Below are 26,767 nucleotides of genomic sequence, written 5' to 3'. Positions count from 1 at the left end.
CGGGCTGACCGGGCTCGACCTGGGTGAATTTTACGGCGTCCGGGCATCCCGGCGTGGTCGGTCCGGGAGGCGACGATCGCCTGAGACGCCTCCTTCAGCGTGGCACGTGAGGGCGCAGGAAACGGCCGGGGGAGTAGCGGACGAACTCCGCGCCGCCCAGGGCCGGGTCCTCGGCGGCCAGGCGTGCGGCGAGCCGGTTGAGCTGATGAGCGTTGACGCCCGTCCAGCGGCCGGTGACGACCCGGCTCCGCAGGGTCCGCACCGCGGCGACGAACTCGGCTCCGGTGTAGCGGCAGTGGCCCGGCCGGTCGACGAACGCCTGGCGCAACATCTCCCCGTTTCCGGCGCGCCGCACCACGTCGGAGTAGGCGCGGGCCTGGGTGACGGTGGGGTAGTTGTCGCTGCGCTCGTGCACCGTCAGGACAGGGACGCCCAGCGCGCCGCGTGGGGTGAAGTTGTCCTCCATGTAGGTGACGGCGCCGGGGTCGGCGGAGACACGCGGCGCCGCGCCCAGGGCCGCGAGGTCGGCGTCGAGGTCCAGCCCCGCGCTGCCGTAGAGGGCCCGCACCTGTTCCATGCGCCCCGACTGCCGTAGTGCCCGGCGGTAGTCCACGCCCGTGTTCCAGGAGAAGTTCCCGCCCGCCCGCTGTTCCAGCGGATGGCGGGGAGAGAAGACGGTCGCCATGAACGCCGCGTACTGCTGGGCCTGCTGCGCGGCCCAGTCGCGCGCCGCCGGCTCCGGGGTGCCGGGGACCGACCAGGTGGAGACCTGGGCGAAGGACGCGGCCAGGGCGATGCGGGCCCGGCCGGCCGGAGTCTGCTGGGCGGCGCCCAGGACGGCGCGGGCGGCCGCGGTGCTCCGCGCCTCCTCCTCCGCCGAGGCCAGCCGGACGAGCTTGACCGCGTCGTCGCCGGGGGCGAGCAACGTCTTGAACGCGAAGGCCGCGTCGAACGACTGGTTGAGCATCGCCACCGGCCCGGCGACCGAGGCGCAATAAGGCAGCGCGCCGTCGATCAGGTCGGGCCGGCGTTCGGCCAGGCCGGCCGCGATGGCGCCACCCATCGAAGCCCCCCAGGCCAGGGTGACCGCGGGTGTCCCTGCCACCTCGGCGAACGTGGCGAGCGTGGCCGCGGAATCCCGCAGGGTCTCCTCGACGGCCCAGCCGTCCCCGTAGGGCCGGGTGCCGGCCAGGGCGTAGCCGTGGGCCAGCAGCCGGCGCCGCGCGGCGGTGTCACCGCCGAGGTCGGCCGGCAGGTGCTGCGGGCCGGCTCCCTGGCCGTAGCCGGGACTGAACGCCAGCACGGTGCCGTTCCAGCCGCGCGGGACCTCGATCGCGTAGGTGGCGCCGCTCGGGTGGACGCCCGTGACGCTGATGGGACTGGCCCGGCCGGTCGTCGCCGAGGCGTGGGGCAGGCCGGCGGCCGGTGGGAGGGCGAAGGCCGTGGCCGTGAGCACCGTCACGGCAAGGGTCGCCCGATTCATCACTGAACGGGGATTGATGTCCGCCTCCATGGGTGGGAAGCTGCAGCGACGAAACTAGGCAACAGTTAGATGGACGGTCGTCAAGATTTAGCCGCTCATAATGTTCGACAGTAATCCTACGGTCGTCACAGAACCGTTGACAATGCTCGTGGACCTGCTTACTTTGGCCCGACCACCTGCATGTGAGGAGCCTCGATGTTCCGAAAGTCAGCTCTGGGCGTCATCGCGGCGGGTGCCGCGATCGCACTCCTGCCCGCCTGTGGTGCCGGTCCAGGAAGCACCCGCAGCGCATCCGCAGACGGTGGCCGGCCCGGCGAACTGGTCTTCGCCGCCATCCCGTCGGAGCAGAGCGACAACCTCGAAGCGTCGTTCGCCCCGATCGTCTCCGCGCTGCGGAAGGACCTCGGCGTACCGGTGCGGTTCCAGGCCGTCACCAGCAACGCCGCCGTCGTCGAGGCCCAGGTCGCCAAGCGGGTGGACGTCGCCGTCTACGGAGCCTTCAGCTACTACCTGGCCCGCAGCCGCGCCGACGTCGAGCCCGTCGCCGTCCCGCTGGCCGTCCCGGACGGCGACCCCGGCGCGCACGCCTACGGGGTGACCCGCGGTGACGACAAGAGCATCGCCTCGCTCAAGGACGTCGCCGGCAAGGACGTCTGCTTCACCGACCCGGGCTCCACGACCGGCTATCTCCAGCCCCTCGCCTCGCTGCGGGAGGCCGGCGTCGATGTGGACAACGACGTCAAGACCCTGTTCACCCACGGGCACGACACGGCGGTCGCCTCGCTGCTGGCCGGCGACTGCGACATCGCCTTCGTCGGCGACGTCTTCATCGACCAGTTGCTGCCCGCCCGCGGCCAGCTCAAGCCGGGGCAGGTCACCAAGGTGTGGACCTCGCCGCTCATCCCCGGGCCGCCGATCGTGGTCGGCACGTGGCTTCCGCAGGACGTCCGCGACAAGATCTCCAAGACGGTGACCGGCCTGACCGCCACCGGCGCGGCCTCCGCCGGGCTGTGCAAGGGCAACGAGATCAAGGGGCCGAAGAACTGGGGCCGGCACGCCGACGCCACGGCCTGCACCCTCGGCACCTCCACCGCCTGGACGTTCGTCAAGGCCACCGACGCCACCTACCAGCCGATCGCGCGCATCTGCGAGATCACCAAGGCCGAGGTCTGCACGTCCGGTGGCTGAGGAACCCGCCGCGATCGGCGACCCCGTGCTACGGCTGTCGGAGGTCGGCAAGGGCTTCCACGGCGTCACCGTGCTCGACGACGTCTCGCTGGACGTCCCGCGGAGCCAGTTCGTCGCCCTGGTCGGCCCTTCAGGAGCCGGCAAGTCCACGCTGCTGCGGCTGGTCAACGGCATGCACCTGCCGGACAGCGGCACCGTGCGCACCCTGGGCGAGGACCCGGCCGCCTGCTCCCGCAGCCGGCTGCGCGCCCTGCGCGCCAGGGTCGGCTTCGTCTTCCAGCAGTTCGGCCTCGTCGGGCGGCTGTCCGCGCTGGAGAACGTGCTGATGGGCGCGCTCGCCACGCTGAAACTGCCCAGGTACGGGGTGATGAGCTACCCCCGCGCGCTGCGGGTCAGCGCCGTGGAACATCTGGACCGGGTCGGGCTGGCCGACCTGCGGTTCCAGCGCTGTGACACGCTCTCCGGCGGGCAGCAGCAGCGGGTCGCGGTGGCCCGGACCCTGCTGCAGAGCCCCGAGCTGATCCTCGCCGACGAGCCGGTCGCCTCGCTGGACCCGGCGGCGAGCGTGCTGGTGCTGGAGATCCTCAAACGGATCAGCGCCGAGGACGGCATCTCCGTCGTGTGCAGCCTGCACCAGGTCGAGTACGCGCTCTCCACCGCCGACCGGGTCGTGGCGCTGCGCGGCGGCCGGCTGGTGCTGGACGAGCCCGCCGCCGGCCTCACCGCCGAGCGGCTGCGGGAGATCTACGGCCCTGCGGCTTCCTGGGGGCCAGGCTGATGACCAGCACCACCCCCGCCACGCACGCCCCCGTCGCGCCGGACCCGGGCCCGCTGCGGCCGCCGTGGAGCGCCCGCGCCCTGGTCGCGGCAGGGCTGCTCGTCGCGGCCGTGGCCGTGACCTGGCTGACGTTCTGGTGGATCGGCCTGTCCCCGGCCACGCTGGCCGCCGGTCTCGACGACACCGCGCGGCTGCTGCGCCGGATGTGGCCGCCCGCCCTGTCCGGCGCCGGCGACGTCGCCTGGATGATCATGGAGACGCTGCTCATCGCCGTGGCGGGCACCGGCCTGGCGGTGCTGGCCTCGGTGCCGCTGGCCTTCACCGCCGCGCGCACCCACCGCGGGCCCCGCTGGCTGCGCCCGGTCGCGCGGGTGACCGTCGTGCTGACCCGGGCCGTGCCGACGCTGGCCTTCGCGATCCTGTTCGTACGGATCTTCGGCCTGGGTCCGCTGGCCGGCGCGCTCGCCGTGGCCGTGCACTCGGTGGGCATGATCGCCAAGCTGCTGGCCGACGCCGTCGAGGAGACCGACCCCGTCCCCGCCGAGGCCGCCCGCGCGTGCGGGGCCGGCGAGGCGCAGGTGGCCGTCTCCACCGTCCTGCCCCGCGTCTTCCCCGCGCTGACCGCCATCGTGCTGTACCGCCTGGACATCAACATCCGGACGTCGGCCGTGCTCGGCGTCGTCGGGGCCGGCGGCATCGGCGTGGCGTTGCAGACCGCGCTGGGCAGCCTCAATTACCACCGGGCGGCGGGCATCATCTGCGTGATCGTCGCCCTGGTGCTGCTGCTGGAGCTGCTGTCGGTGGCGGTCCGCCGCCGCGCCAGAGCCGGCCGGTCCGCCGCGGGCTCGACGGGCCCCGCCGCGCTGCCTGCCGGGCGTGCCCCGCACGACGTCGGCTGGGACCGAGGCCGGGTGCTGCGGGTGGCCGGCACGGTCGCCACCGGGGCGGTCTTCCTCGTGTCACTGTGGTCCCTGCAACCCGACCTGGGCCGGCTGTCCGGCGCCTGGACGAACCTGCGCGGCGTCCTCACCGGCATGTGGCCGCCCGCGTTCTCCGGCGACCTGGTCATGGCGGTGCTGGAAAGCCTGCTCATGGCACTGGGCGCCGCCGCGGTGGGCGCCGCGTGCGGGCTGGTGCTGGCCCTGCTCACCGCCGTCAACACCACCCCTTGGCGGCCGCTGTCCGTGGTGGTCCGGGTGCTGCTGGTGGTGGTCCGGGGCATCCCCGACCTGGTGTACGCGCTGCTGTTCGTGGCCGCGCTGGGGCTCGGCCCGTTCGCCGGCTTCCTGGCCCTGTGGATCTCCTGCACCGCGCTGGCGGCCAAGTTCTTCGCCGACTCGCTGGAACAGCTCGACCCGCTGCCGCACGAGGCGCTGACCTCGGTCGGCGCCCGCCGGTGGCAGTCCTTCGCCGCCGGGACCTGGCCACAGTTCGTGCCGTCCTTCACCGGCAACGGCCTGTTCGTGGCCGACCTGGCGCTGCGCGAGTCGATCGTGCTCGGCATCGCCGGCGCGGGCGGCGTCGGCTACCTCATGCAGGAGTCGATCGCCACGCTGAGGTACGACACCACCGCCGCGATCGTCATCGCGATCGCCGTCGTCGTGTACGCCATCGAGACGCTCGCCCGGATCGCGCGCAGGCACCTGCTGTGAACGAAGGGAATTCACCATGACGACCACCGGCGACGGCCTCGGACGCGCCTCCGACTGGGACCCCACCGCACCGGAGACCTTCGACAGCTCCCACGAGACCTACGCCGAGCTGCGGCGGCGCTGCCCGGTGCCGTGGAGCGACGCCTTCGGCGGCTTCTGGGCCGCCACCCGCTACGCGGAGGTGGTGCGGGTGGCCAGGGACAGCCAGACGTTCAGCACCGCGGTGCAGAACGTCGTCCCGCACGTGCCGCGCGCCCAGCGCCGGCCGCCGCTGCACTTCGATCCGCCCGAGCACGAGATCTACCGCGCCCCCATGGACCGGGTGCTGCGCCGCAGCGTGGTACGGCGTCTCGAACCGGCCTTCGCGCAGGCGGCACGCGAACTGCTGGAGCCGCTGCTGGCCCGCGGCGGCGGCGACTACTCCCAGGAGTTCGCGCTGCCGTATGCGGCGCAGTGCTTCGCGATCTTCCTCGGCCTGCCGGTCGACCAGGTGCTGGAGATCCGCCGGATCGGCGTCGAGTACAGCTTCGCCATCCAGGAGATGGACCGGGCCCGAGTCATGGCGGCCAGTGACGAGTTGTACGCCATCGCCCGGGCCATCGTCGACAACCGCCGGGCCGACCCCCGCGCCCCGGACGAGGACCTGGTGAGCAGCCTGCTGCGGGCGTCCGGCGACCCGGAGCGGCCGATCCCGGACGACCTGGTGGTGGCCACCGTACGGCAGACCGTCGTGGCCGGCATCGGGGCGCCGCACGCCGTGCTGGGCAGCGCGGCCGTCCACCTGTCCCGCGACCCTGACCTCCAGGACCGGCTGCGCGCCGACCCTGGGCTGCTGCCGGCGACGATCGAGGAACTCCTGAGGCTGTACGCCCCCTACCGGGTCTTCGCCCGCACCGCCACACGGGACGTCGAACTCGGCGGCCGCACGGTGCGCGCCGGCGAGGCCATCGCGATGATCTTTCCCTCGGCGAACCGGGACGAGGCGGTGTTCGACGACGCCGACCGGCTCGACCTCGAGCGGCGGCCCAACCGGCACCTCGCGTTCGGCCGGGGCGCGCACCGCTGCCCCGGCGCGGCGATGGCCCGGCTGGAGATGACGGCCGCGCTGGGCGAGCTGCTCGCCGGCACCACCCGCGTCGAACCGGACGGCGAGGTGGAGATGTTCAACTGGCTGGAGTTCGGGCCGAGATCGGCGCCGCTCCGCCTGGTCCCCCGCGGCTGAGCCCGTCTCCCGGGCCGCCGTCCGGCCGGCCATCCACACCCCTGCTCCCGTCCATCAACCGTGGAGGAAACGCGTCATGTCAGCCCGCTTCATCACCGCGCGGACCTTGCTGGCGGTGACCGTGGGGGCAGCCGTCCTCACCGTCCCCGGCTTCACCGCAGCATCGTCCGCCGTGGGGTCGTTCGCAGTGGCGTCGTTCGCTCAGAATCCGCCACCGCAGGAGCCCTCCGCGGCCGGCGGCCCGACGCCGGCCGTGCTGCCCACGGTCCGGGAGGCCGCCGACGGGTTGCCCGGGCACACCGTCTACCGCCCGGCCGAGCTCAAGGCGCTGCGGAAGGGCAGCCTGCCCGTGATCGTGCACGGCAACGGCGCCTGCGCGACGAGCAACCTCGAAGGGATCACGTTCCTCACCGGCCTGGCCTCCCAGGGATACATCGTCGTGGCCAACGGCGGGGTGGACGAGTTCCCCGTCCCCAGCACCCCGGACAGGACGACGGCGCACCCTGAGGCGCTCCTCGCGGCCGCCCGTTGGGCCACCGAGTCGAAGCGGGCCCGCAAGCAGTTCGACGGACGGGTGGACACGACGCGGGTCGGCGTGCTCGGCCACAGCTGCGGCGGCATCGAAGCTCTCGCCGCAGGGACCGACCCCATGATCGACGCGGTCGCCGGATTCAACACCGGATACCTTGCGGAGCCGAGCTTCGGCGGCTACGGGCGCGACCGGCTCGCCGACCTGCACACCCCCACGCTCCTGGTCAACGGCGGTCCCGACGACGTCGCCCAGCAGAACAGCGTCGAGAACTACGCCATGCTCGACGTCCCCGCCGTCCTGGCCAGTGACGCGGCGGCCGGCCACGTCGGCCTGATCGCGGGGCTCCAGGCGACCATGGGCTGGCAGGTGGCCGCGGACTGGTTCGACTACGTCCTACGCGGGGATCGGGCCGCCGGGGCGCGCTTCGCCGGCCCCGGCTGCGGGCTCTGCACCGAGGACGGCTGGACGATCGAGTCGAAGGGACTGCCGCTGTGATCAGCCGAACGATCGTGTGCCTGGCCGCCGCCGCGGTGACGGCCGCCGGCTGGAGCGGAACCGCCGGCGCAGCCCTCGCCGGGCCCTCCGGTGACACACCGTGCCTGCCGGACTCTCCCGCCCGCCCCAGCTGCGTCAGCGGCACCCTCGATGACGGCACGCCCTACGAGTTCGTCGTCCCGGCCCGCTGGAACGGCACCGTGGTGGTCGCCCTCGACTTCGCCGGTTCGGGCCCGAACGAGCCCCTGACCGCGCGGTTGCTGGCCGACGGCGTGGCCCGCGGCGGGACGAGCCGGGCGATCACCGGCTGGGACATCCGGTCCGCCATCGACAACCAGGCCGAAGCGCTGGCCCGCTTCGAGCAGGCCTACGGCCGGGCCCGCAAGGCGATCGCCTCCGGGACCTCGATGGGAGGTTTCGTCGCCGCAGGCGTCGCGCAGGTCCACCCCCACGCCTTCGACGCGGCCGTCCCGATGTGCGGCGGACTGGGCGGGTCCGTCGCCCAGTGGAACCAGAAGCTCGACACGCTCTTCGTGCTGGAGCGCCTGATCGCGCCGGGGTTGCCGGTCATCGACATCCCGGAGGACGTCGAGTCGGCCAGGAAGGCGTGGATCGACGCCCTCGCCGCGGCGCAGCAGACTCCCGAGGGCCGGGCCAGGATCGCACTCGCCGCCGCGATCGGCCAGCTGCCCGCCTGGGGCCGCAACCCCGACGGGTCCGCGCCGCCGCCTCCGGACGGCAGGGACGCCGGCGCGCTGGAGGAGGGCGCCTACCTGGCGCTCGCCGGTGGCCCCCTGCCCTACGTCGGGCAGGCCATGAGCAGCCGGCGCCAGATCATGGCGGTGGTCGGCGGAAACCCGTCCTGGAACACCGGCGTGGACTACGCGAGGCAGCTGCGCTTGGCCGATCCGGCCCTCCGGCGTGCCGTCGGGGAACTGTACGAGGCGGCAGGCCTGGAACTCGCGGCCGACTTGAAGGACCTGGCCGCCGCGCCTCGCGTCGCGGCGGACCCGGACGCCGTCGAGCGGTTCTCCCGCGGCATCGTCCTGGACGGCGAGCTGCGGATTCCCGTGCTGACCCTGTCGGGCACCGGTGACCAGATCTCCACCGTCGCCCAGCAGCAGTCGTACGGGGAGAAGGTGCGCCGGGCCGGCGCGAGCTCCCTGCTGCGCCAGACGTACACGCAGACCGTCGGCCACTGCGACTTCTCGCCGGCGGAGCAGCAGGCCGCGCTGGCGACGGTGCTCGACCGGCTGCGGAGCGGTCACTGGCCCGCGACGTCGGCCCGGGCGATGAATGCCCGCGCGGCGGCGCTGAGGGCCGACCCCGCCCCTCGGTACGCCTCGTTCAGCCCACCCCGGTTCAACCGGCCCTACCCGCGCTGAGCCGCACGGCCCGCCTGGGCGGATCGGGCGTCAGTGAACGATGGCGAGCATCACGTCGGAGGCCGAGGGGCGTTCGTCCGGGCGCTTGTTGAGGCAGGCGCCCACGATGCCTCGTAAAGCGGGCGGCAGCGGCGACAGATCAGGGTGGATCGTGAGCACCCGGTTGAACACGGCAGGCACCGTGTCCTCCCCGAACGCGGGCCGGCCCGTGGCCGCGAAGATGATCGTCGATGCCCAGCTGAACACGTCGGAGGGCGGGCCCACGGTCTCTCCTGAGAGCTGCTCGGGAGACATGTAAGGGGGAGTGCCGACCATCTTCCCCGTCGTCATGGTCACCTGGTCGAGCGCCTTGGCGATGCCGAAGTCGATCACCCGGGGGCCGTCGTGCCCGATCAGCACGTTGCTCGGCTTGAAGTCGCGATGGACGATGCCCGCCTTGTGGATGGCCGCCAGCGCCCCGGCCGTGGCCAGCGCCAGCCGGGTCAGCCCGTCCTCGTCGCGCGGGCCATGCTTCTTGACCAGCTGCTCGAGCGACGGGCCCTCGACGTATTCGCTGACGATGTAGGGGTGCCGGCCGGAGATGTTCACATCGAGCAGGCGGGCTGTGGAGAACGTCGCCACCCGCCGGGCCGCGTCCACCTCTCGCGCGAACCTCTTCCGCGCCATCTCGTCGACCAGGTCATGCAGCACCTTCACCGCCACCCGCGCCCCGTTGGGCGCGGTCGCCAGGTAGACCGCGCCCTGCCCGCCCCGCCCGAGCTCCCGGAGCACCTGGTAGTGGCCGACCCACTCCGGTTGCCCGGGACGCCGCCGATGCGGCGGGCTGGGGGAGGTGGTGCGCTTGTGCACGTCCATCGGCCGGTGCGGAGGAAGGGGCGTCGCTCTGAGGCGGGCGCGCACCATCTGGGGCACGAGGATGCCCGCATGGATGGCCCCTCCGCCCCAGCTGAGCAGCAGCCCCAGCGTGACCAGAACGGCCAGGAACTCCGGGACGTCCTCGAAGCTGGCGTAGGCGAGGGCCGAGATCGTGAACGAGCCGATGCCGACGAGGTAGACGCACGCGGCGACGAAGTGCCAGACGTTCCGCAACCAGTAAGCCGCGAACCCGATGCTGAACGGGGTCGCCAGGCCGCAGGTGAACAGGGGCAGGCAGGCCCACAAGACGGCGGCCGCCCACCTCCCGCCACTGGGACGGACTGAATGGCTGTGGTGCATGGCGGAGAGACTATCGTTCAAGTACCGGTTCATATCGGGCGAGTGCACAGGTTGTGGATAACCGCCTCTCAGCCTGTGGATAGCTGTGGAAAAACTGGGGACAATGCTCTGGCTCATTCACCTGCGAGGCCAAGTGCGTCATGATGTTGAACATGGGGCGGATACCGGGAGTCGGACTGGCAAAAGGGCTGTCCATCACCCTTCGCCACATGCTGCGTAAATCGGTCACGCAGCAGTATCCCGAGGTCAAGCCCGCTCTACCGCCGCGGAGCCGGGGCGTTATCGCCCTGGTTGAGGAAAACTGCACCTCTTGCATGCTCTGTGCCCGGGAATGCCCAGACTGGTGCATCTACATCGACTCGCACAAGGAGACCATCCCGGCCCCCGAGGGCGGCCGCGCCCGCCAGCGCAACGTCCTCGACCGCTTCGCCATCGACTTCTCCCTGTGCATGTACTGCGGCATCTGCATCGAGGTGTGCCCCTTCGACGCCCTCTTCTGGTCGCCGGAGTTCGAGTACGCCGAGGGCGACATCCGCAACCTCCTCCACGAGAAGGACAAGCTGGCCGCCTGGACCCAGACCGTACCGCCGCCGCCTGCTCACGACCCCGGCGCCGAGCCGCCGAAGGAACTCACGGCCGCCCCGCGCCGCCCGGCCGCCTCCCGCGCCACGCCGTCCGCCAGGCAGCCCACCGCGCCGAAGCCCGCGACCGCACCGGACCCCGACGGCGCGGCGGACCCCGCGGGCGGCACGTCCGAGCCCGCCGAGGAGAGGCCCACGTCCGGCACGCCGGAGCCGACCGCGGACGCGCCTACGACAGGCCCCGCGGCGCCATCACGGCCCGCAGGCGGTCGAGAGCGTCCCCGCCGATCCATGGCCGACGTACGGGCCATCCGCCCCCCTGGCGCCCTTCCGCCCGGAGCTCAGGGCGACGCTCCAGCCGAAGGCCCTGACCCGGCGGACACCGGCGGACCGGCGGCTCCCCCGACCGGCCCCGAGAGCTCCGAGCCCGAATCCGCGGAGGACACCGGACGCTCCGAGGGGCAGGAAGCCCGCCCTCAGGGACCGGCTTCGTCCACAGGCCGGCCGTCCCCGGACACGTTGTCCACAGCTTCGAGCCACCCGCAACCCGAGCCCGGCCCGCCGGAGCAGACTTCACCCGCGAGCCCCCGCAAGCGGAGGATGGCCGATCCACGGTCCATCCGTCCGCCAGGGCGGCTCGGTCCTGACGACACAAGGGAGTCCGAGGAGGAGTCGTGACCGAGGCGGTGCCCTCCTACCTGTCACCCACCGGGCAAGAGATCGTCTTCTTGCTGCTGGGCGCGGTAGCGGTCGGATCGGCGCTGCTCGTCGTCACGACGAGGCAACTCGTTCACGCCGCCCTCTGGCTGGTGGTCTGCTTCGGCGCGCTGGCCGGCGGCTATCTCGTCCTGACGGCGGAGTTCGTGGCATGGGTCCAGGTCCTCATCTATGTCGGCGCGGTGGTCGTGCTGATGTTGTTCGGCATCATGCTCACCCGCGCGCCCATCGGCCCCTCCGCGGATCTCGACAGCGGCAACCGGGTGGTCGCCGCCGTGGTGGCGGTGGCGACGGCGGCGGTCCTGGTCACCGTGGTGATCGACGGTTTCCGCACCGCCTACGCCCCGCTGCGCCCGGGCAAGGGTGCCGCCAAAGAGCTGGGCGCCAGCGTGTTCGCCACCTGGGTGCTGCCTTTCGAGGCGCTGTCCGTGCTGCTGCTCGCCGCGTTGATCGGCGCGATCGTGCTGTCACGCACCGACATCCCCGGCGGCTCACCCGCCGAGCCCGCGAGCGCTCCGCCCTCCGCCCGGCCGGGAAACTCCCGCTCCCCGAGCAGCCCCGAGACCGCCCAGCCGCCGGCCCGGTCCGGGAACACTTCGCCGTCCGACCAGACCATGGGCAGCACACCACCCGAGCAGACCGGGGGTCACTAGTGCACATCGTCTACCCGGCGGTCGTCTCCGCGCTCCTGTTCTCCGTGGGCGTCTACGGCGTGCTCGCCCGGCGCAACACGATCCTGGTGCTGATGTCGGTCGAGCTGATGCTCAACGCCGTCAACCTCAACCTGGTCGCGTTCGACGTGTGGCTGGGTGACCGCCTGCACAGCGGTCAGGTGCTCACCCTCTTCGTCATCGTCATCGCCGCCGCGGAGGTGGGCCTCGGCCTGGCCATCATCCTGGCGCTCTACCGCAACCGCCGCACCGTCGACATCGACCATCTCCGCGACCTCGCCGAGCCCGCCGACGACCCCGGGCGCCCGCAGACCGTGCCGAGCATGCCCGCCGGCGACGGGCTACGGACAGCCCCGCGCACTCTCACCGACCCGTCCGGCCCGCCGGCGCCTTCGGAACCACGCGCCGACGACCCCGGCCAGGAGCAGCCGGCCGCCGGTCGCGGGGGCGACAGGCCCGTCAGGCGAGGGGGCCCGCGATGACGACTTTTCCCCTGCTGGCGGTCCTGCTGCCGTTCCTCGCCGCCTTCGCGGGCCTGCTGCTCTCCCGCCTGCCCCACAGCGAAGACCCCGGGGCAGGAGCGGCGGGCGCGCGGGCGAACACCAGGGCGGCCTGGATCGCCGTCCTGCCCACGGCCGCCTCCGCCGTCCTGGCCATCGAGCTGGCCTGGGGCCCCGGGTTCGCCTTCCTCAACGGGGAAGGCGCCACCACCTCGCCGCCCACCGGCCAGACCTACGGCACGATCGTCACCGGCGGCGTGCCGATCTCGCTCACCCTGCAGGCCGACAACCTGTCGGGCGTCCTCGGCGTCCTGGTGACCCTCGTCGCCCTGGCCGTACAGATCTACTCGGTCGGCTACCTCAAAGACGACCCGCGCTACCCCTCCTACAGCGCGTTCATCAGCCTGTTCACCAGCGCGATGTTGCTGGTCGTCTACGCGGGCGACCTCCTGGTCCTCTACGTGGGCTGGGAGATCATGGGCCTCTGCTCCTACCTGCTCATCGGCCACTGGTGGGAAGACCGCGGCAACTCGCGCGCGGCGGTCAAGGCGTTCCTCGTCACCCGCCTGGGCGACGTCGGCTTCCTCTTCGGCATCTTCGTGCTGGGCCTGGCCGCGGGCAGCTTCCGCGTCGCCGACGTGCTGGCGAGGGTGCCGGAGATGTCGCCGGCCACCCTGGTGACGGCCACGATGTTGCTGCTGGCCGGGGTGGCGGGCAAGAGCGCCCAGGTGCCTTTGCACACCTGGCTGCCCGACGCGATGGCCGGTCCGACGCCGATCAGCGCCCTCATCCACGCCGCGACCATGGTCGCCGCCGGGATCTTCATCGTGGCCCGGCTCTTCCCCGCGTTCCTGGCCGCCCGGCCCACGCTCGACGTGCTGGCCGTCATCGCCGCGCTGGGCATGCTGGGCGCCGCGCTGGCCGCGCTGGCGCAGGACGACCTGAAACGCGTGCTCGCCTACTCCACGGTCAGCCAGCTCGCCTACATGGCCGGCGGGCTCGCCGCGGGCTCCGACACGTCGGCCGTCTTCCACCTCGTGACGCACGGGGCGTTCAAGGCGCTGCTGTTCCTCTGCGCGGGCGTGGTCATCCACCACGTCGGCTCCAACCTGATGGCGCGGATGGGCGGCCTGCGCCGGGAGATGCCGGTCACGTTCGTGGCGACCACGATCGGGTTCGCCGCGCTGATGGGCCTCCCGCCGGCCAGCGGCTTCTTCAGCAAGGACAGCCTCCTCGTGGCGATGGACGGCGCGCTCGCGACCGGGGTGCTCACCGACGCGGCCGCCCTGCTCCTGTACGCCTGCGCGCTCGCGACCGTGGCCGTCACCGGCGCGTACGCCACCAGGGCCTGGCTCCGCACGTTCTTCGGCGAGGCGACACCCGCGGCGCTTCCCGAGCCCGAGCCGGGCACCGCCCACGTCGTCGACGGCCGTGAGGCCCCCCGCTCGATGCTCGTGCCCGTCGCCCTGCTCGCCGTTCCCGCCCTGCTGCTGGGCTTCGCCGTCGAGCCGCACCTCGCGCTCGGCGTGGCGGCGACCAGCGTCGTGCTCGCCCTGCTCGGGGCGGGGGTGGTCTACGCGTTCTGGCGCATCGACCCCGCCGCCGACCCGGCCCGCCTGCTGGGGCCGTTCCGGGCGCCGTGCGAGCGGGCGTTCCACGTCGACGGCCTCTACGCCGCGCTCTTCGTACGCCCGGTCATGGTGCTGGCCAGGCTCGTGGTCAGCACCGACGACCGGGTCGTTGACGGCGCGGTGCGCGGGTCGGGCAGGTCGGCGCGTGGCCTGTCAGGAGCGCTGAGGTTCGCCCAGAACGGCAACGTGCAGCTCTACGTGAGCGGGCTGCTGGCCGGTGTCCTGCTGATCGTGGTCGGGGCGGTGGTGTTCACATGATGGGCTGGCTTCCCGTCGCGCTGCTGGCCGTGCCGCTGCTCGGCGCGCTCCTGCTGCTCCTCGCGCCTCGGGCGCTCCGTCCCCGTCTGCGCGCGTACGGGCTGGTCCTGTCCGGCGTCACGCTGGCGCTGGCCGTGCTGCTGGTGGCGGCGTTCGACTACGGTCAGGCGGCGCGCCCGCAGTTCGAGATCGACCAGCCGTGGATCCCCGGGCTGGGGCTCCGCTTCCACCTCGGCGTCGACGGGATCTCGCTGCCGCTGGTCGCGCTGACGGCCCTGCTGACGTTCCTGTGCTTCGTCTACCTCTGCTGGGGCCGCGCGCGGGCCGGCGAGCAGCTCATGACGGCGCGGCCGAGAGCGCTCGTGTTCACGCTGCTCGTGCTCGAGATCGGCATGATCGGCACGTTCCTCGCCCTCGACCTGCTGCTCTTCTTCGTGTTCTTCGAAGTCGTGCTCATCCCGATGTACTTCCTGATCGGCATCTGGGGCGGCGAGGGGCGCAGGGCGGCGTCGGTCAAGTTCATCCTGTACACCCTGCTCGGCTCGGTCGTGATGCTGCTCGGCCTGCTGCTCGTGTGGGCGCAGACCGGCACGCTCGACATCGAGGCGCTGGCCGCGGCCCACGGCGCCGGCATGGCGAGGTCCGTACAGATCCTGGCGTTCGTGGCGATCGCGGTGGGCCTGGCGGTCAAGACGCCCATGTGGCCGCTGCACACCTGGCTGCCCGACGCCCACACCGAGGCTCCCACCGTGGGCTCCGTGCTGCTCGCCGGGGTCCTGCTCAAGATGGGCACGTACGGCTTCGCCAGGATCGCCATCCCCGTCCTTCCCGAGGGGGCCGCGGCCGTGGCGCCGTGGCTCGGAGCGCTCGCCGTCGTCGGCATCGTCTACGGCGCCCTCGCCTGCCTGGCGCAGCGCGACCTCAAACGCATGATCGCCTACTCCTCGGTCGGCCACATGGGCTTCGTCCTGCTGGGCTTCGCCACGCTGACCCCCGTGGGCATCAACGGCGCCCTCTTCGCCAACGTCGCCCACGGCCTGATCACCGGCCTGCTGTTCTTCCTGGCCGGGGCGGTCAAGGACCGCTACCACACCGCCGACATGCCGTCGCTGGGCGGCGGCCTGCTGGCCACGGTGCCCCGGCTGGGTTCGGTGCTCACGTTCGCGTCGATCGCCTCGCTCGGGCTGCCGGGCCTGGCCGGGTTCTGGGGGGAGATGCTGGCGCTGTTCGGCGCCTTCCAGCCGGCGAACACCCTGCCGCGCCCGCTGTTCCTCACCTACATGGTGATCGGCGGCCTGGGCGCGGTGCTGACGGCGGCGTACTTCCTGGTCATGTTGTCCCGCGTCACCCACGGCCGTCCCGCCCGTCCGGCGGAGCGGGTCCTCCAGGGCGCGGGCGGTCCGTCACCGGGTGCGGGCCATCCGGACGCACCGGATGGCGACGCCCATGACACCCCCGGCGAGCGCCCGGTGGCGCCGCTCGACGCCGGCGGCGGGCCGGCCGAGATCGGGGACCGACCGGACGACGTCCGCACCCACGAGCTGCTGGCCTGGACGCCGCTCGTGGTGCTGATCCTGCTCTTCGGGCTCTGGCCGGGCCTGCTGCTGTCGCTCACCACCCCGGCCGTGCAGCTCCTGCTGGGAGGCGCCTCGTGATCCAGCAGATCGACTATCTCGTCATCGCACCCCCGCTGGTGCTCGCGCTGGCGGCCGGTCTGGTGCTGCTGCTCGACGCGTTCCTCCCGGCCCGCCCGCGCACGAGGGGCGTGCTGGGGCTCGTCACGCTGGCGGGCGTGCTGGTCTCCCTGGCTTTCGTGCTCGTCCAGGCGGCAGGGGGCGGCACGCCGCGGTCGACGTTCTGCGTCCCGCCGAGCCTCGCGGACCCGGCGACGGCGCAGTGTTCGTTCGTGGCCGACCGGTTCACGCTGGTGTTCGCGGGCATGGTGCTGGTCGCGGCCGTGGTGGTCGTGCTGCTGTCGATGAGCGAGCTGGCCGGCGGCGGCATCCCGGTGGGCGAGTGGTATTTCCTGCTCCTGTGCACGTTCGTCGGCGCGGTCACCCTGCCGGCCTCCCGCGACCTGATCATGCTCGTGGTGGCGCTCGAGCTGGTGTCGCTCCCTGTCTTCGCCCTCACCGCGCTCAAACGCTACGACGGCCGCTCCTCCGAGGCCGCGGTGAAGCTGTTCGTCGTGTCGGTGGTGTCGACCGCCGTCATGCTGTTCGGGGTCTCCCTGCTGTACGGCATCGCGGGCACGGTCTTCCTGTCCCGCCTGGGGGCCGTCTTCAGCGGCCAGGCCCAGGCGCCCGGCGTGGCGCTCGTTCAGGGCGACCTGCCCGCGGTCGGCACGGTCGGCGTCGTCCTCGTCGTGGCGGGATTCGCGTTCAAGATCGCCGCCGTGCCGTTCCACTCCTGGGCGGCGGACGTCTACCAGGGCGCGCCCGTGCCCGTGGCCGCGCTGCTCTCGGTCATCTCCAAGGCGGCCGGGTTCGCGGGCCTGATCCTCGTACTGGTGGCCGCGCTGTCCGGGCAGGCCGCCACGTGGGTCCCGATCATCGCGGTTCTCGCCGCGCTGACCATGACCGCGGGCAACCTGCTGGCCCTGCGCCAGCGCTCGGCCGTACGCCTGCTGGCCTGGTCGTCGGTGGCGCAGTCCGGCTACATCCTGGCCCCGCTCGCCGTGACGGTCACCGCCGACGGCGGCACCGCGATCGGCGCGTCCATGGCCTACCTCGTGATCTACGCCGCGATGAATCTGGGCGCGTTCGCGGTCGTCATGCTCGTCTCGAAGACCACGGCCCGCAACGAGCTCGACGACTACCGCGGGCTGGTGTTCCGCCGTCCCGCCGCCGGGCTCGCGCTGGCGTTCTGCCTGATCTGCCTGGCGGGGCTGCCTCCGGGGCTGGCCGGGCTCTTCGCGAAGGTGTTCGTCTTCCGCGAGCTCGTCGAGGGCGGCTCCGGCTGGCTGGCGCTGGTCATGGCGGTCAACACCGTGATCGGCCTCTACTACTACGCCGTCTGGACGGCGCGCCTGTTCGCCTCGGCCCCCCAGCCGGAGCCCGCGCCGGAGCCCGCGCCGCCGCGCACGTTCCCGGCGACCCTGCCGGCCATCGGGATCGCCGTGGCGGTCGCCGTGTTGTTCTCGGTCGCGCCGCAGCTGGTTCTCGACGTGACAGCTCTGTCCGCGTTCGGTTGACGCGCGATGACATGCGGGTGAAAGGTCGCGCTCTGCCTTCAGCTGAGCACGCCGGGGAACGAAGAACCGGGTCATCATCGTTGGACTGAGGTGAACCCAGGCACGAAAGGGGGAGCCTTGCACCACAACGGTCTGCGCACCGCCGTTCTGCTCGGCGGATTGTCGGCGTTCATTGTGGCGGTGGGCGCGTGGTTGGGCGGCGGCACCGGTGTGCAGATGGCGCTGGTGCTCGCCCTGGCGACCAACGGCGTCGCCTACTTCTTCTCCGACCGCATCGCCCTGTCGGCCATGCGTGCCCGGCCCGTCGGCGAGGTCGAGCACCCCACCCTCTACCGGATCGTGCGCGAGCTGTCGACGCAGGCCAGGCAGCCGATGCCGCGCCTGTACATCTCGCCGACCGTGCAGCCCAACGCGTTCGCGACGGGACGCAGCCCGCGCAAGGCCGCGGTGTGCGTGACGTACGGGCTGACCCAGCTGCTCGACGAGCCGGAGCTGCGCGGTGTGATCGGGCACGAGCTGTCACACGTGTACAACCGCGACATCCTCGTCTCCTCGGTGGCCGGTGCGCTGGCCACGATGATCACCTGGCTCAGCTATGTGGCCGTGTTCTTCGGCGGGTCGGATGACGACGAGGGGCCGGGTTTCCTCGGCGCGCTGCTGATGATGGTGCTCGGGCCGGTCGCGGCCGGAATGGTGCAGATGGCGATCTCGCGCGCGAGGGAGTTCCAGGCCGACGAGTCGGGCGCCCGGCTCACGGGCGACCCGCTCGCGCTGGCCTCGGCGCTCCGCAAGATCGAGCTGGGCGCCCGCCGCCTCCCGCTTCCGGAGAACAGCCGCCTCACCTCGGCCTCCCACATGATGATCGCCAACCCGTTCAGCGGCTCCGGCTTCGGCCGCCTGTTCTCCACCCACCCGCCCACCTCCGAGCGAGTTGCCCGACTTGAGCGCATGGCCGGATATCGTCGTTGACGATGGGCCGATTTCCACGATTAACCAAAGCGGAGCGCAAGCTCTGGGACGCCTTCCCCACGGGCCGGCTCGTCGAGCTGAGCCCCTTGGAGATCAGCGCCGGCCGCCCGGCAGGGTCGAACGCACCCACCGACGGCCACACCTGGGGCCCCGACCGTACGATCAGGGCCGAGGTGATCACCCGGCTGCTGCTCGGCGCCCGTGACGACGGCGGGGGCGCCGCGCCGGCCCTGCGCCTGCGCGGCGCCAGGATCACCGGCCGGCTGTCGATCGTCGGCGGCACGATCCCGTACGAACTCGTCCTGAGCGGCTGCCACCTGGACGAACCCATCCAGCTCACCGGCTCCGCCACCCGCACCATCCGCCTGACCGACTGCCACTTCCCGGGCCTCAGCGGCGGCGGCATGCGGGTCGCAGGCCACCTCAGCCTCTCGGGCTCCCACAGCACCGGCACCGTCCGCGTGAGCCGGGCCCAGTTCGAGAGCGGCCTGTGGCTGGGCGGCACCAAGGTGGTGTCCGACGACGGGAAGTGGGCGCTCTACGCGAACTCCATCGTCGTCGACTCCGGCATGTACATGCGCAACGCCGACCTCACCGGCGGCGTCAGCCTGGTCGGTTCCCGCCTGAACGGGGGGTTCTTCCTCGACGGCGCCACTCTCCGTAATCCCGGCAAGGACGCCCTGACCGCCGACAACATGGTCGTCGAAGACAGCATGCGCTGCACCGGTGGATTCCAGGCATCCGGCTGCGTACGGTTGCGCGGCGCCCGCGTCAACGGCACGCTCGCGTTCGCCGGCGTCCTCAGCAGCCCCGACACCCGCTACGCACTCCACGCGAGCCACATGGAGGTTCGCGAGCTGTCACTCACGCCGTCGGAGCCCATCGACGGCGTCGTCACCCTCGCCCACACCACGGTCGGCACCCTGCACGACAGCCCCGACACCTGGCCGGACAAGCTCCGCCTCAACGGCCTCACGTACGACCGTCTGCGCGGTTCTGGCGTGGCCCGGCGCATCGAGTGGGTGACGCGCGACCCGGAGGGGTTCCGGCCGCAGCCGTACGAGCAACTGGCCGCCTGGTACCTCAGCGACGGCAACGACGCGCTCGCCCGCCGCGCCCAGCTCGCCAAGCTGCGCGCCAGGCGGCAGACACAGGGGCTGGGGGGCCGGATGTGGGGGCGGCTGCTCGACGCGGCCGTCGGGTACGGCTACCGGCCATGGCTGGCCGGCATGTGGTTCACGCTCCTGCTGGCCGTCGGAACGGTCGTCTTCGCACTCAACCCACCCAGGGCCCTCAAACCCGATGAGAGCCCCGATTTCAACTCGTTCGCCTACAGCTTCGACCTCTTGCTCCCGATCCCGGCGTTCGGGCAACGAGAGATGTTCGACCCGGCGGGCTGGACGCAGTGGCTCGCGTACGGGCTGATCGTCTGCGGGTGGATCCTGGCGACGGCGCTGATCGCGGGCGCTACGCGAGTCCTCCGCCCGCAGTGATCTTCCGCAGGATCTCCGCGAGATTCACGGGGAAGAAGACCTCGCGCGTGCTCTCGAGCTCCGCCACGCTCCACCACCGGTAGGCGGTCGTCGTGTCCTTCTCGATCTGCTCCATGTGCTCGAACGACACCGCCGTTTCGGATCCGACCCTGATCGCGAAGAACGTCTGATCCTGCGTGATGGCGTAGTCGGACCACTCGAACTCGATCACGCTGGATCCGTACGGACCGGTGAACTGGCTCACATCCGCCCGGATCCCGACCTCCTCGAACAACTCCCGCGCCGCCGCCTCCTGCAACGTCTCGCCGCCCTCGGCGGCCCCGCCGATCGTGAACCAGAACGGCTGATCAGGGCGAGCAGGATCAAAACCGTGAAGCAGCAGAACGCGATCCTGATCATCAAGGGGCAGGGCACGTGCCGTGAAGCGGCGCAGGGGGATCTTCGTCACGACAACTGAGCATAGGCGGGCCGGACCCGAGGCACAGGCGGGGTCACGCCGCCCTCGTACGAGAACGCCGCGCCCGGCCATGTGCCCCGTATGCCCCTCAGCCACCTCCGGAGCCGTCGCGGTTCCACGCCCGCGAGCTAGCGGTAGTTCACGAACTGCAGGGCGATGTCCAGGTCCTTGCCCTTGAGCAGCGCGATGACGTCCTGGAGGTCATCCTTCTTCTTCGAACTGACCCGAAGCTCCTCGCCCTGAATCTGCGCCTTGACCCCCTTCGGCCCCTCATCGCGGATCATCTTCGAAATCTTCTTGGCGTTCTCCTGGTCGATGCCCTCCTTCAGGCTGACCAGCAGGCGGTATTCCTTGCCCGACAGCTTGGGCTCGCCCGCATCGAGAATCTTCAGCGACAGGCCCCGCTTGACCACCTTGTCCTTGAACACGTCGAGTGCGGCGTTGGCCCGCTCCTCGCTGTTCGCCTTGACCTCGATGTTCTCCTGCCCGGACCAGCTGATGGCCGCCCCGGTGCCCTTGAAGTCGAAACGGTGCCCGAGCTCCTTGACCGTCTGGTTCAGAGCGTTGTCGACCTCCTGCCGGTCGATCTTGCTGACGATGTCGAACGACGAATCAGCCAAAACACCCATCCTCTCAGCTGCGAAAGCACTCTCCGGATCCCGCCGGCACGGCGTACGCGGCGCGGACCCAGCGCACGAGCCTAGCCAGCATCGGCCCGCCATGCAGGCCCCCAACCCGTCGCGCCCCCCACCACACCGTTCACCCGCTCCCACCGACGCCCCATCCGGCCCGTTTCCGCGGAGATCCACGCGCCGCCACCCCTGGAACTCGTCACCCATAGAGGTCCGTACGGCGTTCCCACCGCGTCGCGTCACCATGGAGGTCCGTACGGCGTTCCCACCGCGTCGCGTCACCGTGGAGGTCTGAACGGCGCTCCACGTCGTGTCACGCGCCTTCACGTCCGTGACACGTTCCCGGCCCTCCCGGGGCGTTCCACACGACACGGCCGCGCACGGAGGATGTTGCGTGCGCCGAAGGACCGGCCAGCGCCGGTGTGGCACGCGACCGCGATCCGGCCCGGGACAAACCGGTGTCACGTACACCTCGGAAGTCCGCTATCCTTCTGTCTGTCGCCGCGAGAGCGGAAGACACGGCAGGTTGCCCGAGTGGCCAAAGGGAGCGGTCTGTAAAACCGTCGGCTCAGCCTACGCAAGTTCGAACCTTGCACCTGCCACCAGCAGTAACAGCAGCTCAGAGGCCCTTCGGGGCCTCTTCTGCGTTTCAGGGGTATGCAGCCAGATGCCGCTCTGAGCGGCCGTTTGTCGCTGGTCACGGGATATACGCGGGATGGATCTGGGGGGCGTTTCCCCAGGTCGAGGCCCATGATCCGGAGTATGCGCGGGATGACGTGGCCCCTGCAACGCCGAAAGGCCCCGGGGAAGCCGGAGCCCTTCAAGTGGTGCCGTTCGCGATCTCATGCGGTGAGTACGTCCGCGATCCGCTGGTTGACGATGTCCTCCTGGCCGTCGATGCACTTGGCATAGACCCTGAGCAGGACGTCCACCCCGTGGCCGGCACGGGCCGCCACCTCTGGAGCCGGGACGCCGCCGTTGAGCCAGAGCGAGACGGCCGCGTGCCGCAGGTCGTACGGCCGCCGAGCGAGCGGTGAGGCGACCTGGGCGGGTGTGAGAGCGAGGGTGCGGGCTTCCTGCCAGACCTCGGTGTAGGCCGTCGAGGCGACCACGCCGCCGCGCTCACTGCGGAACAGCCGCCCGTCAGGAGCAACGCCGAACTCTTCGACGTGTTGCCGAAGCATCTTCACGAGTTCCGGAGGGATCGGGATCCGGCGGACGTCGTCCTCGCCTCGATGCTTGAGACCGCGCAGCTCGTGAGCGTCCCCGGTGTCGGTCCATCGGCGGTTCACCTCGGGTCGTGAGCTGTCGAGGGTGAGCCGTCCCCAGCCGTTCGCCGGGAGGTAGCAGTCCTGCTCGCGGAGACTGACCGCCTCGCCGGGGCGGAGGGCGGCGAAGTACATGCAGGCGAACATTGCCATCAATCGCCGGCCCCGCCCCTTCCCGTCACGCTGGCGCTTGCCCACGTAGGTGAGCGCCACGAGCAGTTCTCTGGCCTGGCGAGGGTTGACCACGACCCGCGGATCCACGGTCTCGGTCGTCTTCGGGGCCTTCCACTTGATCCGGTGCAGCGGGTTGGACGGCAGCTCTTCCAGTTCCACCGCGTACTCGAAGACGTGGTGCAGGACAGCGCGCTTGCGCCTGATCGTGTTGGCGCCGGCCTGCTTGCCGTCGAGACGGAGCGCGAGGGCATCGAGGGCAGGGCGGACGGCTTTGGTCTCGTTGAGGTCTGCCATGTTGAGCGATGCCGCCTCCAGCCAGCGGACGGCCCGCGCGATGTCGGCAGGCATGGCCGGCCGCTTCCCTTCGGGCAGCAGCACGTAGTGGCGCAGGGCCCTGCGGAGGAGCGCGGCATCCGGGCGTCCGGCCTTCTCCGTCGTCAGCGCCGGGAGCGCCGTCGCCAGGGCGTCGGACATGCTGTCTCGGCTCTTGGCAGCCGCGTACGGCCAGCGCGCCTCAACGTACGCCTTCACGAAGTTGAGGACCGTCCGCGCGTCCTTAGCCTTGGTCATCGACTCGGGGAGACCGGTCTCCAGGTCGAACGCCTCACCGCGTCTCGCGGCCTGCCGTAGGTCGGTCAGGAAGCTCTCGCCGAGAGCCTTGGTCTTGTAGGTCTTGGACTTCTGCCGGCCGCCGACCTTCCAGCGCACCTCGTAGGAGGGTGACTTGCTGGACTTGTTCCGCCGGATCTCCCAGAACTTCACGTCGTACGAGGTCGTCATGCGGCGCTCCTGAGGGATTCGAGCCAGGCTTCGAGGTCGCTGCGGTAGATGCGCAGTTCGCCGTTGGGCAGGCGGATGCCCTTCGGTGCCTTGCCGATCTCGCGCCAGCGGTAGAAGGTGCGGCGGGAGACGCCGCCGAGTTCGTCGAGGACCTGGCGGACAGTCAGGAGTTCGTCGTGCTTGGTCATGCGGCCCTCCTCGTGTCCTCGGTTGCCGAAAGATCTTGTCCGGCTGCTCTGGCTTCCAGCTCTCTGAGGTGGGCTCGCCAGCGTTGGCGTTCGTGGACGGAGCGGAGAAGCCGGGCGGCGAGGGGTGGCACGTTGGCGTCGCCGGCCGGGACGGGGCGCCAGATGTAGCGGTGTGGGTCGGTGGGCTCGTCGGCCTTACCAAGAGCCTCCAGGACCCACGTACGGCGGTCCTGCTTGTGTTCGGCGAGGGTCTTGTTCGACCACTTGCGCGAGACCAGGACCCGGCGTCCGGCATAGCCGAGGTGGTCGGGCTTGTGGGCCTTGCCACGGCAGCGACCGGGTTGCATGCCGGGCTTGGCGTCCTTGGGCTGGATGCCGTAGCGGAGCCAGTTCGGGCAGGTGGGTGAGCAGGGTTCGTAGCGGAGAGCGTCGAGCATGCGGGCGGCGTGCTGTTGCTGGGCTTGGCCGCCGTCGAGGGCGTCGCCGAGTGACTTGGTGAGGTACTTGGACAGGTAGCGGATGCACTGGTCGGCGTCTGGGGTGCCCGCGAGCACGCCTTGGACATCGATTTGTTCGCCGAAGCGGATCACGTGGAGGGGTTCAGCATCCTCGTCCAGGGCGTCGAGGGCTTGGCCCCAGGTGGACAGGACCTCGCCGGTGGCGGGGTCGAGGTAGCCGGCCTGCTCGTCCCAGACGGGCAGGTGGTCACCGTCGAAGCGAACTTCGTCCGCCTGTGGCCACCAGACCTGGTGATAGGTGGCGGCGGCGATCTGCTTGATCTCGGCGCGTGGGAGGGTGCCGCGGATGGCCATGTGCAGGTGTGGGGCGAGCCGCTTCTGAGGCTCGACCGAGGCGAAGTACTGCACGTCATAGCCCGCGACGCGACGCAGGTTCTGCACGAAGCGATCCACCAGCTTGGAGAAGTGCAGCGCGTCCCGTGCGGCACGCTGGTAGTCGTAGGTGTCCGGATCAATGGGGACGCCGTCCCGGACCTTGCCGTAGGAGGGCAAGGTGAGCGTGACGAACAGGGACGGCCGGTAGACCTTGCCGCCTGCGCCATGGAAGGTGCGCCCAAGAGTGGTGCTGGTCATCTTGCGCTTGGGCAGGTCCGGCGCGTCCTGCCGCCGTCGGGTGGAGCGGGAGCGCTTGGCGCTGGCACGGCCCAGCACGTTTCCGCGCATGCCTGCAGCGTTGATCTCCTCGTCCAGACCGGTGATGATCGCGTCGAGTTCGGCGGTGTCCTCGCCGGCCTTTTCGGCAGCGTTGCGCTGGGCTTGGTAGTCGGCGCGGAACTCCACCAGCCAGCGCTGTTCCTCGTTCGGCTCGTCGGGCGTGATGGCGGGTTCGGCGTCGAGGTGCCAGCCCTCCCGGCACTGGGCCTTGCGGAGCTGCTTGTTGCGCTTGGCGCACGGCGGGCACTTGCTGTCGAGCGTGGCCCCGCACGGCACGTCGATGATCTCCCATTTACCTGTGACGACGTCGAGGCGCTTGAGCGGGACGGGCCGGATGCAGACGCCGTGTTGCTTGGCGACCTCTACGAGCACGTCGCGGGCCATCGGCATGGCCTGGCGGACGGCTCGGGGGAGGGCGCGGTCGTGCGGATGAGTCATGCGCTCCTGCCTTCGCCGGTGGTCTCGGTCATCAGGGCGCAGAGCCGGTAGTGGTCGTGGAAGGCGTTGGCGTGGACGTGGGGGTGGTAGAGCTCGAAGACCCGCATGCGGGGCAGGTCACGCGCGGTCAGCAGAACCATGAGCGGGCGGCCCGCGACCAGGCTGATTTCGTCGGCGGTGCCGTGGAAGCAGACCTTCACGCGGCCTCCCCGCTGAAGGCGTCGACCATGGCGCGGATGTCGTGGTCGGAGACGTAGGCGGCGCGGACCCGGATGGGTTCGGGGCTGGTCTCCAGCCGGACGTATCCGACGCCCGCGCCCAGCTCCGGAACCGGTGAGATGTGGTCGGCCAGGGCGCCCCGGTCGCGGGCGCCGTCGCCGAGGACCATGTCCACCTGCTCGGACTCGTCCAGCCGGAGAGCGATCTTGTCCGGGAAGAGATTGCGGACGTTCATGACCTCTTTGCGCGGGTCCTGGAGTGCGGCCAGGACGCCGACGCCGACCGCGCGTCCTTGAGTGGTCAGGGTGGCCAGGGCAGCGGAGATGCGTTGTCTGAGCTGCCGGTCGGACTGGTAAGCGGTCAGGAACGCCACCTCATCGACAACGACCAGGACGAACGGGTCCTCGGCGGTAGGGGTGTGGGAGCGCTGGAGTCCGGCGAAGCGGGCGGCGCGCTTCTGCATGACGCTCACGGCCTCGTCGAGCAGGTCGGCGCATTCCTCGGGCGTGGCCGCGTACCGATCGCCGAACAGGTCGCGGCCGTAGGACAGTTCCATGAGCTTGGGATCCAGCGCCCACAGCTCGACCAGGCCCGCGCTGACGGCCGGGAGAAGGGAGCGGATGACGGACCAGATGATCGACCCTTTGCCGGCTCCGGTCGCGCCCGCGACGAGGACATGCGTGCCGTGCACCTTGAGCCGCCACGGCCGCCCGTCCTCGCCTTTGCCGATCTCGACCGGCCCGACCGTTGGTTCTTCCGGGATATCGAGCGCCGGGAGGGGCGAGGCGAGGGGATCGCTACGCGGGAAGGTCAGCGTCAGCCATCCAGCGCGGGACACCGCCACGCGGCACGACTTCGCACCGAAGCCTTGGGCCAGGTGGTCAGTGCGATCCGCCCAGTCCTTGACGGCCTGACCCTTGAGCATGCGCACGGTGACCACGTCGGCCCACGAGGTGCAGGTGACCTTGCCCAGCCCGGGAAGGTAGTCCCGACCCCGCAGATGACGGCCAAGACCGGAGACGATCATGACGGGTTGCCAGTGCCGCCGGTAGACCCAGATGAGCCGCCACCAGGCCAGCAGCCGGTAGCCGACGAGCCGGGCGAAGGACGGCCGGTCGAGGAACGCCCACGAGGTCAGGGCCAAGACGATCGTCCCGGACAGGGCCGCCACCAGTGGCCAGCCGTAGAAGTACCAGACAGCACCGAGAGCGGTCGGGACGAGGGCCGCGATCGGATGACGCCAGACCGTACGGACGAGCCTGGCGAACGTACGAGCGATGAGAACGACGATGGTGAGGAAGGCGGGTGTGGTGACGACGGCCGGTCGGAAGACGACGGCCGTATCGGGCGTGGTGGAGACGAGGTTGCGCGCCTCATCCCCAGGCAGCCGCTTGAACATAAGCTGGGAACCTCTCGTGATGTGGAGTCAGGGGAGAACCGAGGGGCCGCCGGAAGTTGCCGCTTCCAGCGGCCCCG

The 26,767-nt window shown here is 71.2% G+C and carries 22 protein-coding genes, 1 tRNA gene and 1 pseudogene; 15 read left to right on the top strand and 9 right to left on the bottom strand.

Annotated features, from left to right (window positions below; genetic code table 11):
- Positions 1–94 precede the first annotated feature (94 nt).
- On the bottom strand, positions 95–1,462 hold the full coding sequence (locus tag ACZ6SA_RS06740; RefSeq protein WP_465826963.1) for an alpha/beta fold hydrolase: 1,368 nt from the start codon (positions 1,460–1,462) through the stop codon (positions 95–97).
- A 216-nt stretch (positions 1,463–1,678) separates the two neighbouring features.
- On the opposite strand from ACZ6SA_RS06740, the gene ACZ6SA_RS06735 reads away from it, so the two are divergent.
- The 6 genes from ACZ6SA_RS06735 to ACZ6SA_RS06710 all read left to right on the top strand — a co-directional run bounded on the left by ACZ6SA_RS06735 (position 1,679) and on the right by ACZ6SA_RS06710 (position 8,735).
- The gene (locus ACZ6SA_RS06735; RefSeq protein WP_465826961.1) at positions 1,679–2,671 is read left to right on the top strand and encodes a phosphate/phosphite/phosphonate ABC transporter substrate-binding protein; all 993 of its coding nucleotides are present in this window, start codon (positions 1,679–1,681) and stop codon (positions 2,669–2,671) included.
- On the top strand, positions 2,664–3,449 hold the full coding sequence (locus tag ACZ6SA_RS06730; protein ID WP_347648440.1) for a phosphonate ABC transporter ATP-binding protein: 786 nt from the start codon (positions 2,664–2,666) through the stop codon (positions 3,447–3,449). Before ACZ6SA_RS06735 ends, ACZ6SA_RS06730 begins: the two co-directional genes overlap by 8 nt.
- Entirely contained in the window at positions 3,449–5,101 is a 1,653-nt protein-coding gene (gene phnE, locus ACZ6SA_RS06725; protein WP_465826960.1) for a phosphonate ABC transporter, permease protein PhnE, read from the top strand. Before ACZ6SA_RS06730 ends, phnE begins: the two co-directional genes overlap by 1 nt.
- A 16-nt stretch (positions 5,102–5,117) precedes the next feature.
- The gene (locus tag ACZ6SA_RS06720) at positions 5,118–6,323 is read left to right on the top strand and encodes a cytochrome P450 (RefSeq protein WP_347648442.1); all 1,206 of its coding nucleotides are present in this window, start codon (positions 5,118–5,120) and stop codon (positions 6,321–6,323) included.
- Between the two features lie 76 nt (positions 6,324–6,399).
- A complete protein-coding gene (locus ACZ6SA_RS06715; protein WP_465826958.1) occupies positions 6,400–7,350 on the top strand; it encodes an alpha/beta hydrolase family protein in 951 nt (316 codons plus the stop codon).
- Entirely contained in the window at positions 7,347–8,735 is a 1,389-nt protein-coding gene (locus ACZ6SA_RS06710) for an alpha/beta hydrolase family protein (RefSeq protein WP_465826957.1), read from the top strand. Before ACZ6SA_RS06715 ends, ACZ6SA_RS06710 begins: the two co-directional genes overlap by 4 nt.
- A gap of 30 nt (positions 8,736–8,765) precedes the next feature.
- Here the strand turns inward: ACZ6SA_RS06710 and ACZ6SA_RS06705 are convergent, their stop codons facing one another.
- The gene (locus ACZ6SA_RS06705; RefSeq protein WP_347648445.1) at positions 8,766–9,950 is read right to left on the bottom strand and encodes a serine/threonine-protein kinase; all 1,185 of its coding nucleotides are present in this window, start codon (positions 9,948–9,950) and stop codon (positions 8,766–8,768) included.
- 140 nt (positions 9,951–10,090) lie between these two features.
- Here ACZ6SA_RS06705 and ACZ6SA_RS06700 point away from each other — a divergent pair, with 140 nt between their 5' ends.
- From ACZ6SA_RS06700 to ACZ6SA_RS06665, 8 genes and pseudogenes are all read left to right on the top strand, one after another.
- On the top strand, positions 10,091–11,209 hold the full coding sequence (locus ACZ6SA_RS06700) for a NuoI/complex I 23 kDa subunit family protein (protein WP_465826955.1): 1,119 nt from the start codon (positions 10,091–10,093) through the stop codon (positions 11,207–11,209).
- Complete coding sequence (locus ACZ6SA_RS06695; RefSeq protein WP_443155621.1) at positions 11,206–11,901, top strand: NADH-quinone oxidoreductase subunit J family protein; 696 nt, start codon at positions 11,206–11,208, stop codon at positions 11,899–11,901. Before ACZ6SA_RS06700 ends, ACZ6SA_RS06695 begins: the two co-directional genes overlap by 4 nt.
- Positions 11,901–12,209, top strand: a pseudogene (gene nuoK / locus ACZ6SA_RS06690) (NADH-quinone oxidoreductase subunit NuoK); the annotation flags it as partial. The gene ACZ6SA_RS06695 and the pseudogene nuoK, both read left to right, overlap by 1 nt.
- A 188-nt stretch (positions 12,210–12,397) precedes the next feature.
- Positions 12,398–14,308, top strand: a complete 1,911-nt coding sequence (locus tag ACZ6SA_RS06685) for an NADH-quinone oxidoreductase subunit 5 family protein (protein ID WP_465826954.1) — start codon at positions 12,398–12,400, stop codon at positions 14,306–14,308.
- The gene (locus ACZ6SA_RS06680; RefSeq protein WP_465826953.1) at positions 14,305–15,963 is read left to right on the top strand and encodes a complex I subunit 4 family protein; all 1,659 of its coding nucleotides are present in this window, start codon (positions 14,305–14,307) and stop codon (positions 15,961–15,963) included. Before ACZ6SA_RS06685 ends, ACZ6SA_RS06680 begins: the two co-directional genes overlap by 4 nt.
- On the top strand, positions 15,960–17,501 hold the full coding sequence (locus tag ACZ6SA_RS06675; RefSeq protein WP_465826951.1) for an NADH-quinone oxidoreductase subunit N: 1,542 nt from the start codon (positions 15,960–15,962) through the stop codon (positions 17,499–17,501). Before ACZ6SA_RS06680 ends, ACZ6SA_RS06675 begins: the two co-directional genes overlap by 4 nt.
- Before the next feature lie 117 nt (positions 17,502–17,618).
- Positions 17,619–18,470: a zinc metalloprotease HtpX gene (htpX, locus tag ACZ6SA_RS06670; protein WP_347648451.1), complete on the top strand. Its 852-nt coding sequence runs from the start codon at positions 17,619–17,621 to the stop codon at positions 18,468–18,470.
- A gap of 2 nt (positions 18,471–18,472) precedes the next feature.
- Positions 18,473–19,963, top strand: coding sequence for a hypothetical protein (locus ACZ6SA_RS06665; RefSeq protein ID WP_347648452.1), 1,491 nt, complete (start codon positions 18,473–18,475; stop codon positions 19,961–19,963).
- On the opposite strand, the gene ACZ6SA_RS06660 is transcribed toward ACZ6SA_RS06665, so the two are convergent.
- Complete coding sequence (locus ACZ6SA_RS06660; protein ID WP_465826949.1) at positions 19,938–20,411, bottom strand: NUDIX hydrolase; 474 nt, start codon at positions 20,409–20,411, stop codon at positions 19,938–19,940. The genes ACZ6SA_RS06665 and ACZ6SA_RS06660 overlap by 26 nt on opposite strands.
- Before the next feature lie 137 nt (positions 20,412–20,548).
- Positions 20,549–21,049 carry a YajQ family cyclic di-GMP-binding protein gene (locus tag ACZ6SA_RS06655; RefSeq protein WP_347648454.1) on the bottom strand — a complete coding sequence of 167 codons (501 nt, stop codon included), beginning with the start codon at positions 21,047–21,049 and terminating at the stop codon, positions 20,549–20,551.
- Between the two features lie 523 nt (positions 21,050–21,572).
- Here ACZ6SA_RS06655 and ACZ6SA_RS06650 point away from each other — a divergent pair.
- Positions 21,573–21,657: transfer RNA gene (locus ACZ6SA_RS06650), tRNA-Tyr, on the top strand.
- A gap of 237 nt (positions 21,658–21,894) precedes the next feature.
- Here the strand turns inward: ACZ6SA_RS06650 and ACZ6SA_RS06645 are convergent.
- Genes ACZ6SA_RS06645 through ACZ6SA_RS06625 form a run of 5 tightly spaced genes read right to left on the bottom strand, consistent with a single transcriptional unit; the run spans position 21,895 to position 26,690 of the window.
- On the bottom strand, positions 21,895–23,274 hold the full coding sequence (locus tag ACZ6SA_RS06645) for a tyrosine-type recombinase/integrase (RefSeq protein WP_465826948.1): 1,380 nt from the start codon (positions 23,272–23,274) through the stop codon (positions 21,895–21,897).
- Positions 23,271–23,462 (bottom strand): helix-turn-helix transcriptional regulator, encoded by a 192-nt coding sequence (locus tag ACZ6SA_RS06640; RefSeq protein ID WP_465826946.1) that lies wholly within the window; start codon positions 23,460–23,462, stop codon positions 23,271–23,273. Before ACZ6SA_RS06640 ends, ACZ6SA_RS06645 begins: the two co-directional genes overlap by 4 nt.
- Positions 23,459–25,072 carry a replication initiator gene (locus ACZ6SA_RS06635; RefSeq protein WP_465826945.1) on the bottom strand — a complete coding sequence of 538 codons (1,614 nt, stop codon included), beginning with the start codon at positions 25,070–25,072 and terminating at the stop codon, positions 23,459–23,461. The genes ACZ6SA_RS06640 and ACZ6SA_RS06635 overlap by 4 nt, the downstream gene beginning before the upstream one ends.
- On the bottom strand, positions 25,069–25,272 hold the full coding sequence (locus ACZ6SA_RS06630) for a hypothetical protein (RefSeq protein ID WP_465826944.1): 204 nt from the start codon (positions 25,270–25,272) through the stop codon (positions 25,069–25,071). The genes ACZ6SA_RS06635 and ACZ6SA_RS06630 overlap by 4 nt, the downstream gene beginning before the upstream one ends.
- On the bottom strand, positions 25,269–26,690 hold the full coding sequence (locus tag ACZ6SA_RS06625; protein ID WP_465826942.1) for an FtsK/SpoIIIE domain-containing protein: 1,422 nt from the start codon (positions 26,688–26,690) through the stop codon (positions 25,269–25,271). The genes ACZ6SA_RS06630 and ACZ6SA_RS06625 overlap by 4 nt, the downstream gene beginning before the upstream one ends.
- Positions 26,691–26,767: the final 77 nt, after the last annotated feature.

It is taken from the genome of Nonomuraea sp. NPDC049378, from assembly GCF_055586745.1.
This window is presented reverse-complemented; position numbering and strand designations above follow the sequence as displayed.

Coding starts and splice junctions, on each gene's coding strand:
- ACZ6SA_RS06655 (WP_347648454.1), bottom strand. CDS start 21,049: ATGGGTGTTTTGGCTGATTCGTCGTTCGACATCGTCAGCAAGATCGAC.
- ACZ6SA_RS06685 (WP_465826954.1), top strand. CDS start 12,398: ATGACGACTTTTCCCCTGCTGGCGGTCCTGCTGCCGTTCCTCGCCGCC.
- ACZ6SA_RS06715 (WP_465826958.1), top strand. CDS start 6,400: ATGTCAGCCCGCTTCATCACCGCGCGGACCTTGCTGGCGGTGACCGTG.
- ACZ6SA_RS06720 (WP_347648442.1), top strand. CDS start 5,118: ATGACGACCACCGGCGACGGCCTCGGACGCGCCTCCGACTGGGACCCC.
- ACZ6SA_RS06700 (WP_465826955.1), top strand. CDS start 10,091: ATGATGTTGAACATGGGGCGGATACCGGGAGTCGGACTGGCAAAAGGG.
- ACZ6SA_RS06635 (WP_465826945.1), bottom strand. CDS start 25,072: ATGACTCATCCGCACGACCGCGCCCTCCCCCGAGCCGTCCGCCAGGCC.
- ACZ6SA_RS06680 (WP_465826953.1), top strand. CDS start 14,305: ATGATGGGCTGGCTTCCCGTCGCGCTGCTGGCCGTGCCGCTGCTCGGC.
- ACZ6SA_RS06735 (WP_465826961.1), top strand. CDS start 1,679: ATGTTCCGAAAGTCAGCTCTGGGCGTCATCGCGGCGGGTGCCGCGATC.
- ACZ6SA_RS06640 (WP_465826946.1), bottom strand. CDS start 23,462: ATGACCAAGCACGACGAACTCCTGACTGTCCGCCAGGTCCTCGACGAA.
- ACZ6SA_RS06625 (WP_465826942.1), bottom strand. CDS start 26,690: ATGTTCAAGCGGCTGCCTGGGGATGAGGCGCGCAACCTCGTCTCCACC.
- ACZ6SA_RS06665 (WP_347648452.1), top strand. CDS start 18,473: ATGGGCCGATTTCCACGATTAACCAAAGCGGAGCGCAAGCTCTGGGAC.
- phnE (WP_465826960.1), top strand. CDS start 3,449: ATGACCAGCACCACCCCCGCCACGCACGCCCCCGTCGCGCCGGACCCG.
- ACZ6SA_RS06705 (WP_347648445.1), bottom strand. CDS start 9,950: ATGCACCACAGCCATTCAGTCCGTCCCAGTGGCGGGAGGTGGGCGGCC.
- ACZ6SA_RS06645 (WP_465826948.1), bottom strand. CDS start 23,274: ATGACGACCTCGTACGACGTGAAGTTCTGGGAGATCCGGCGGAACAAG.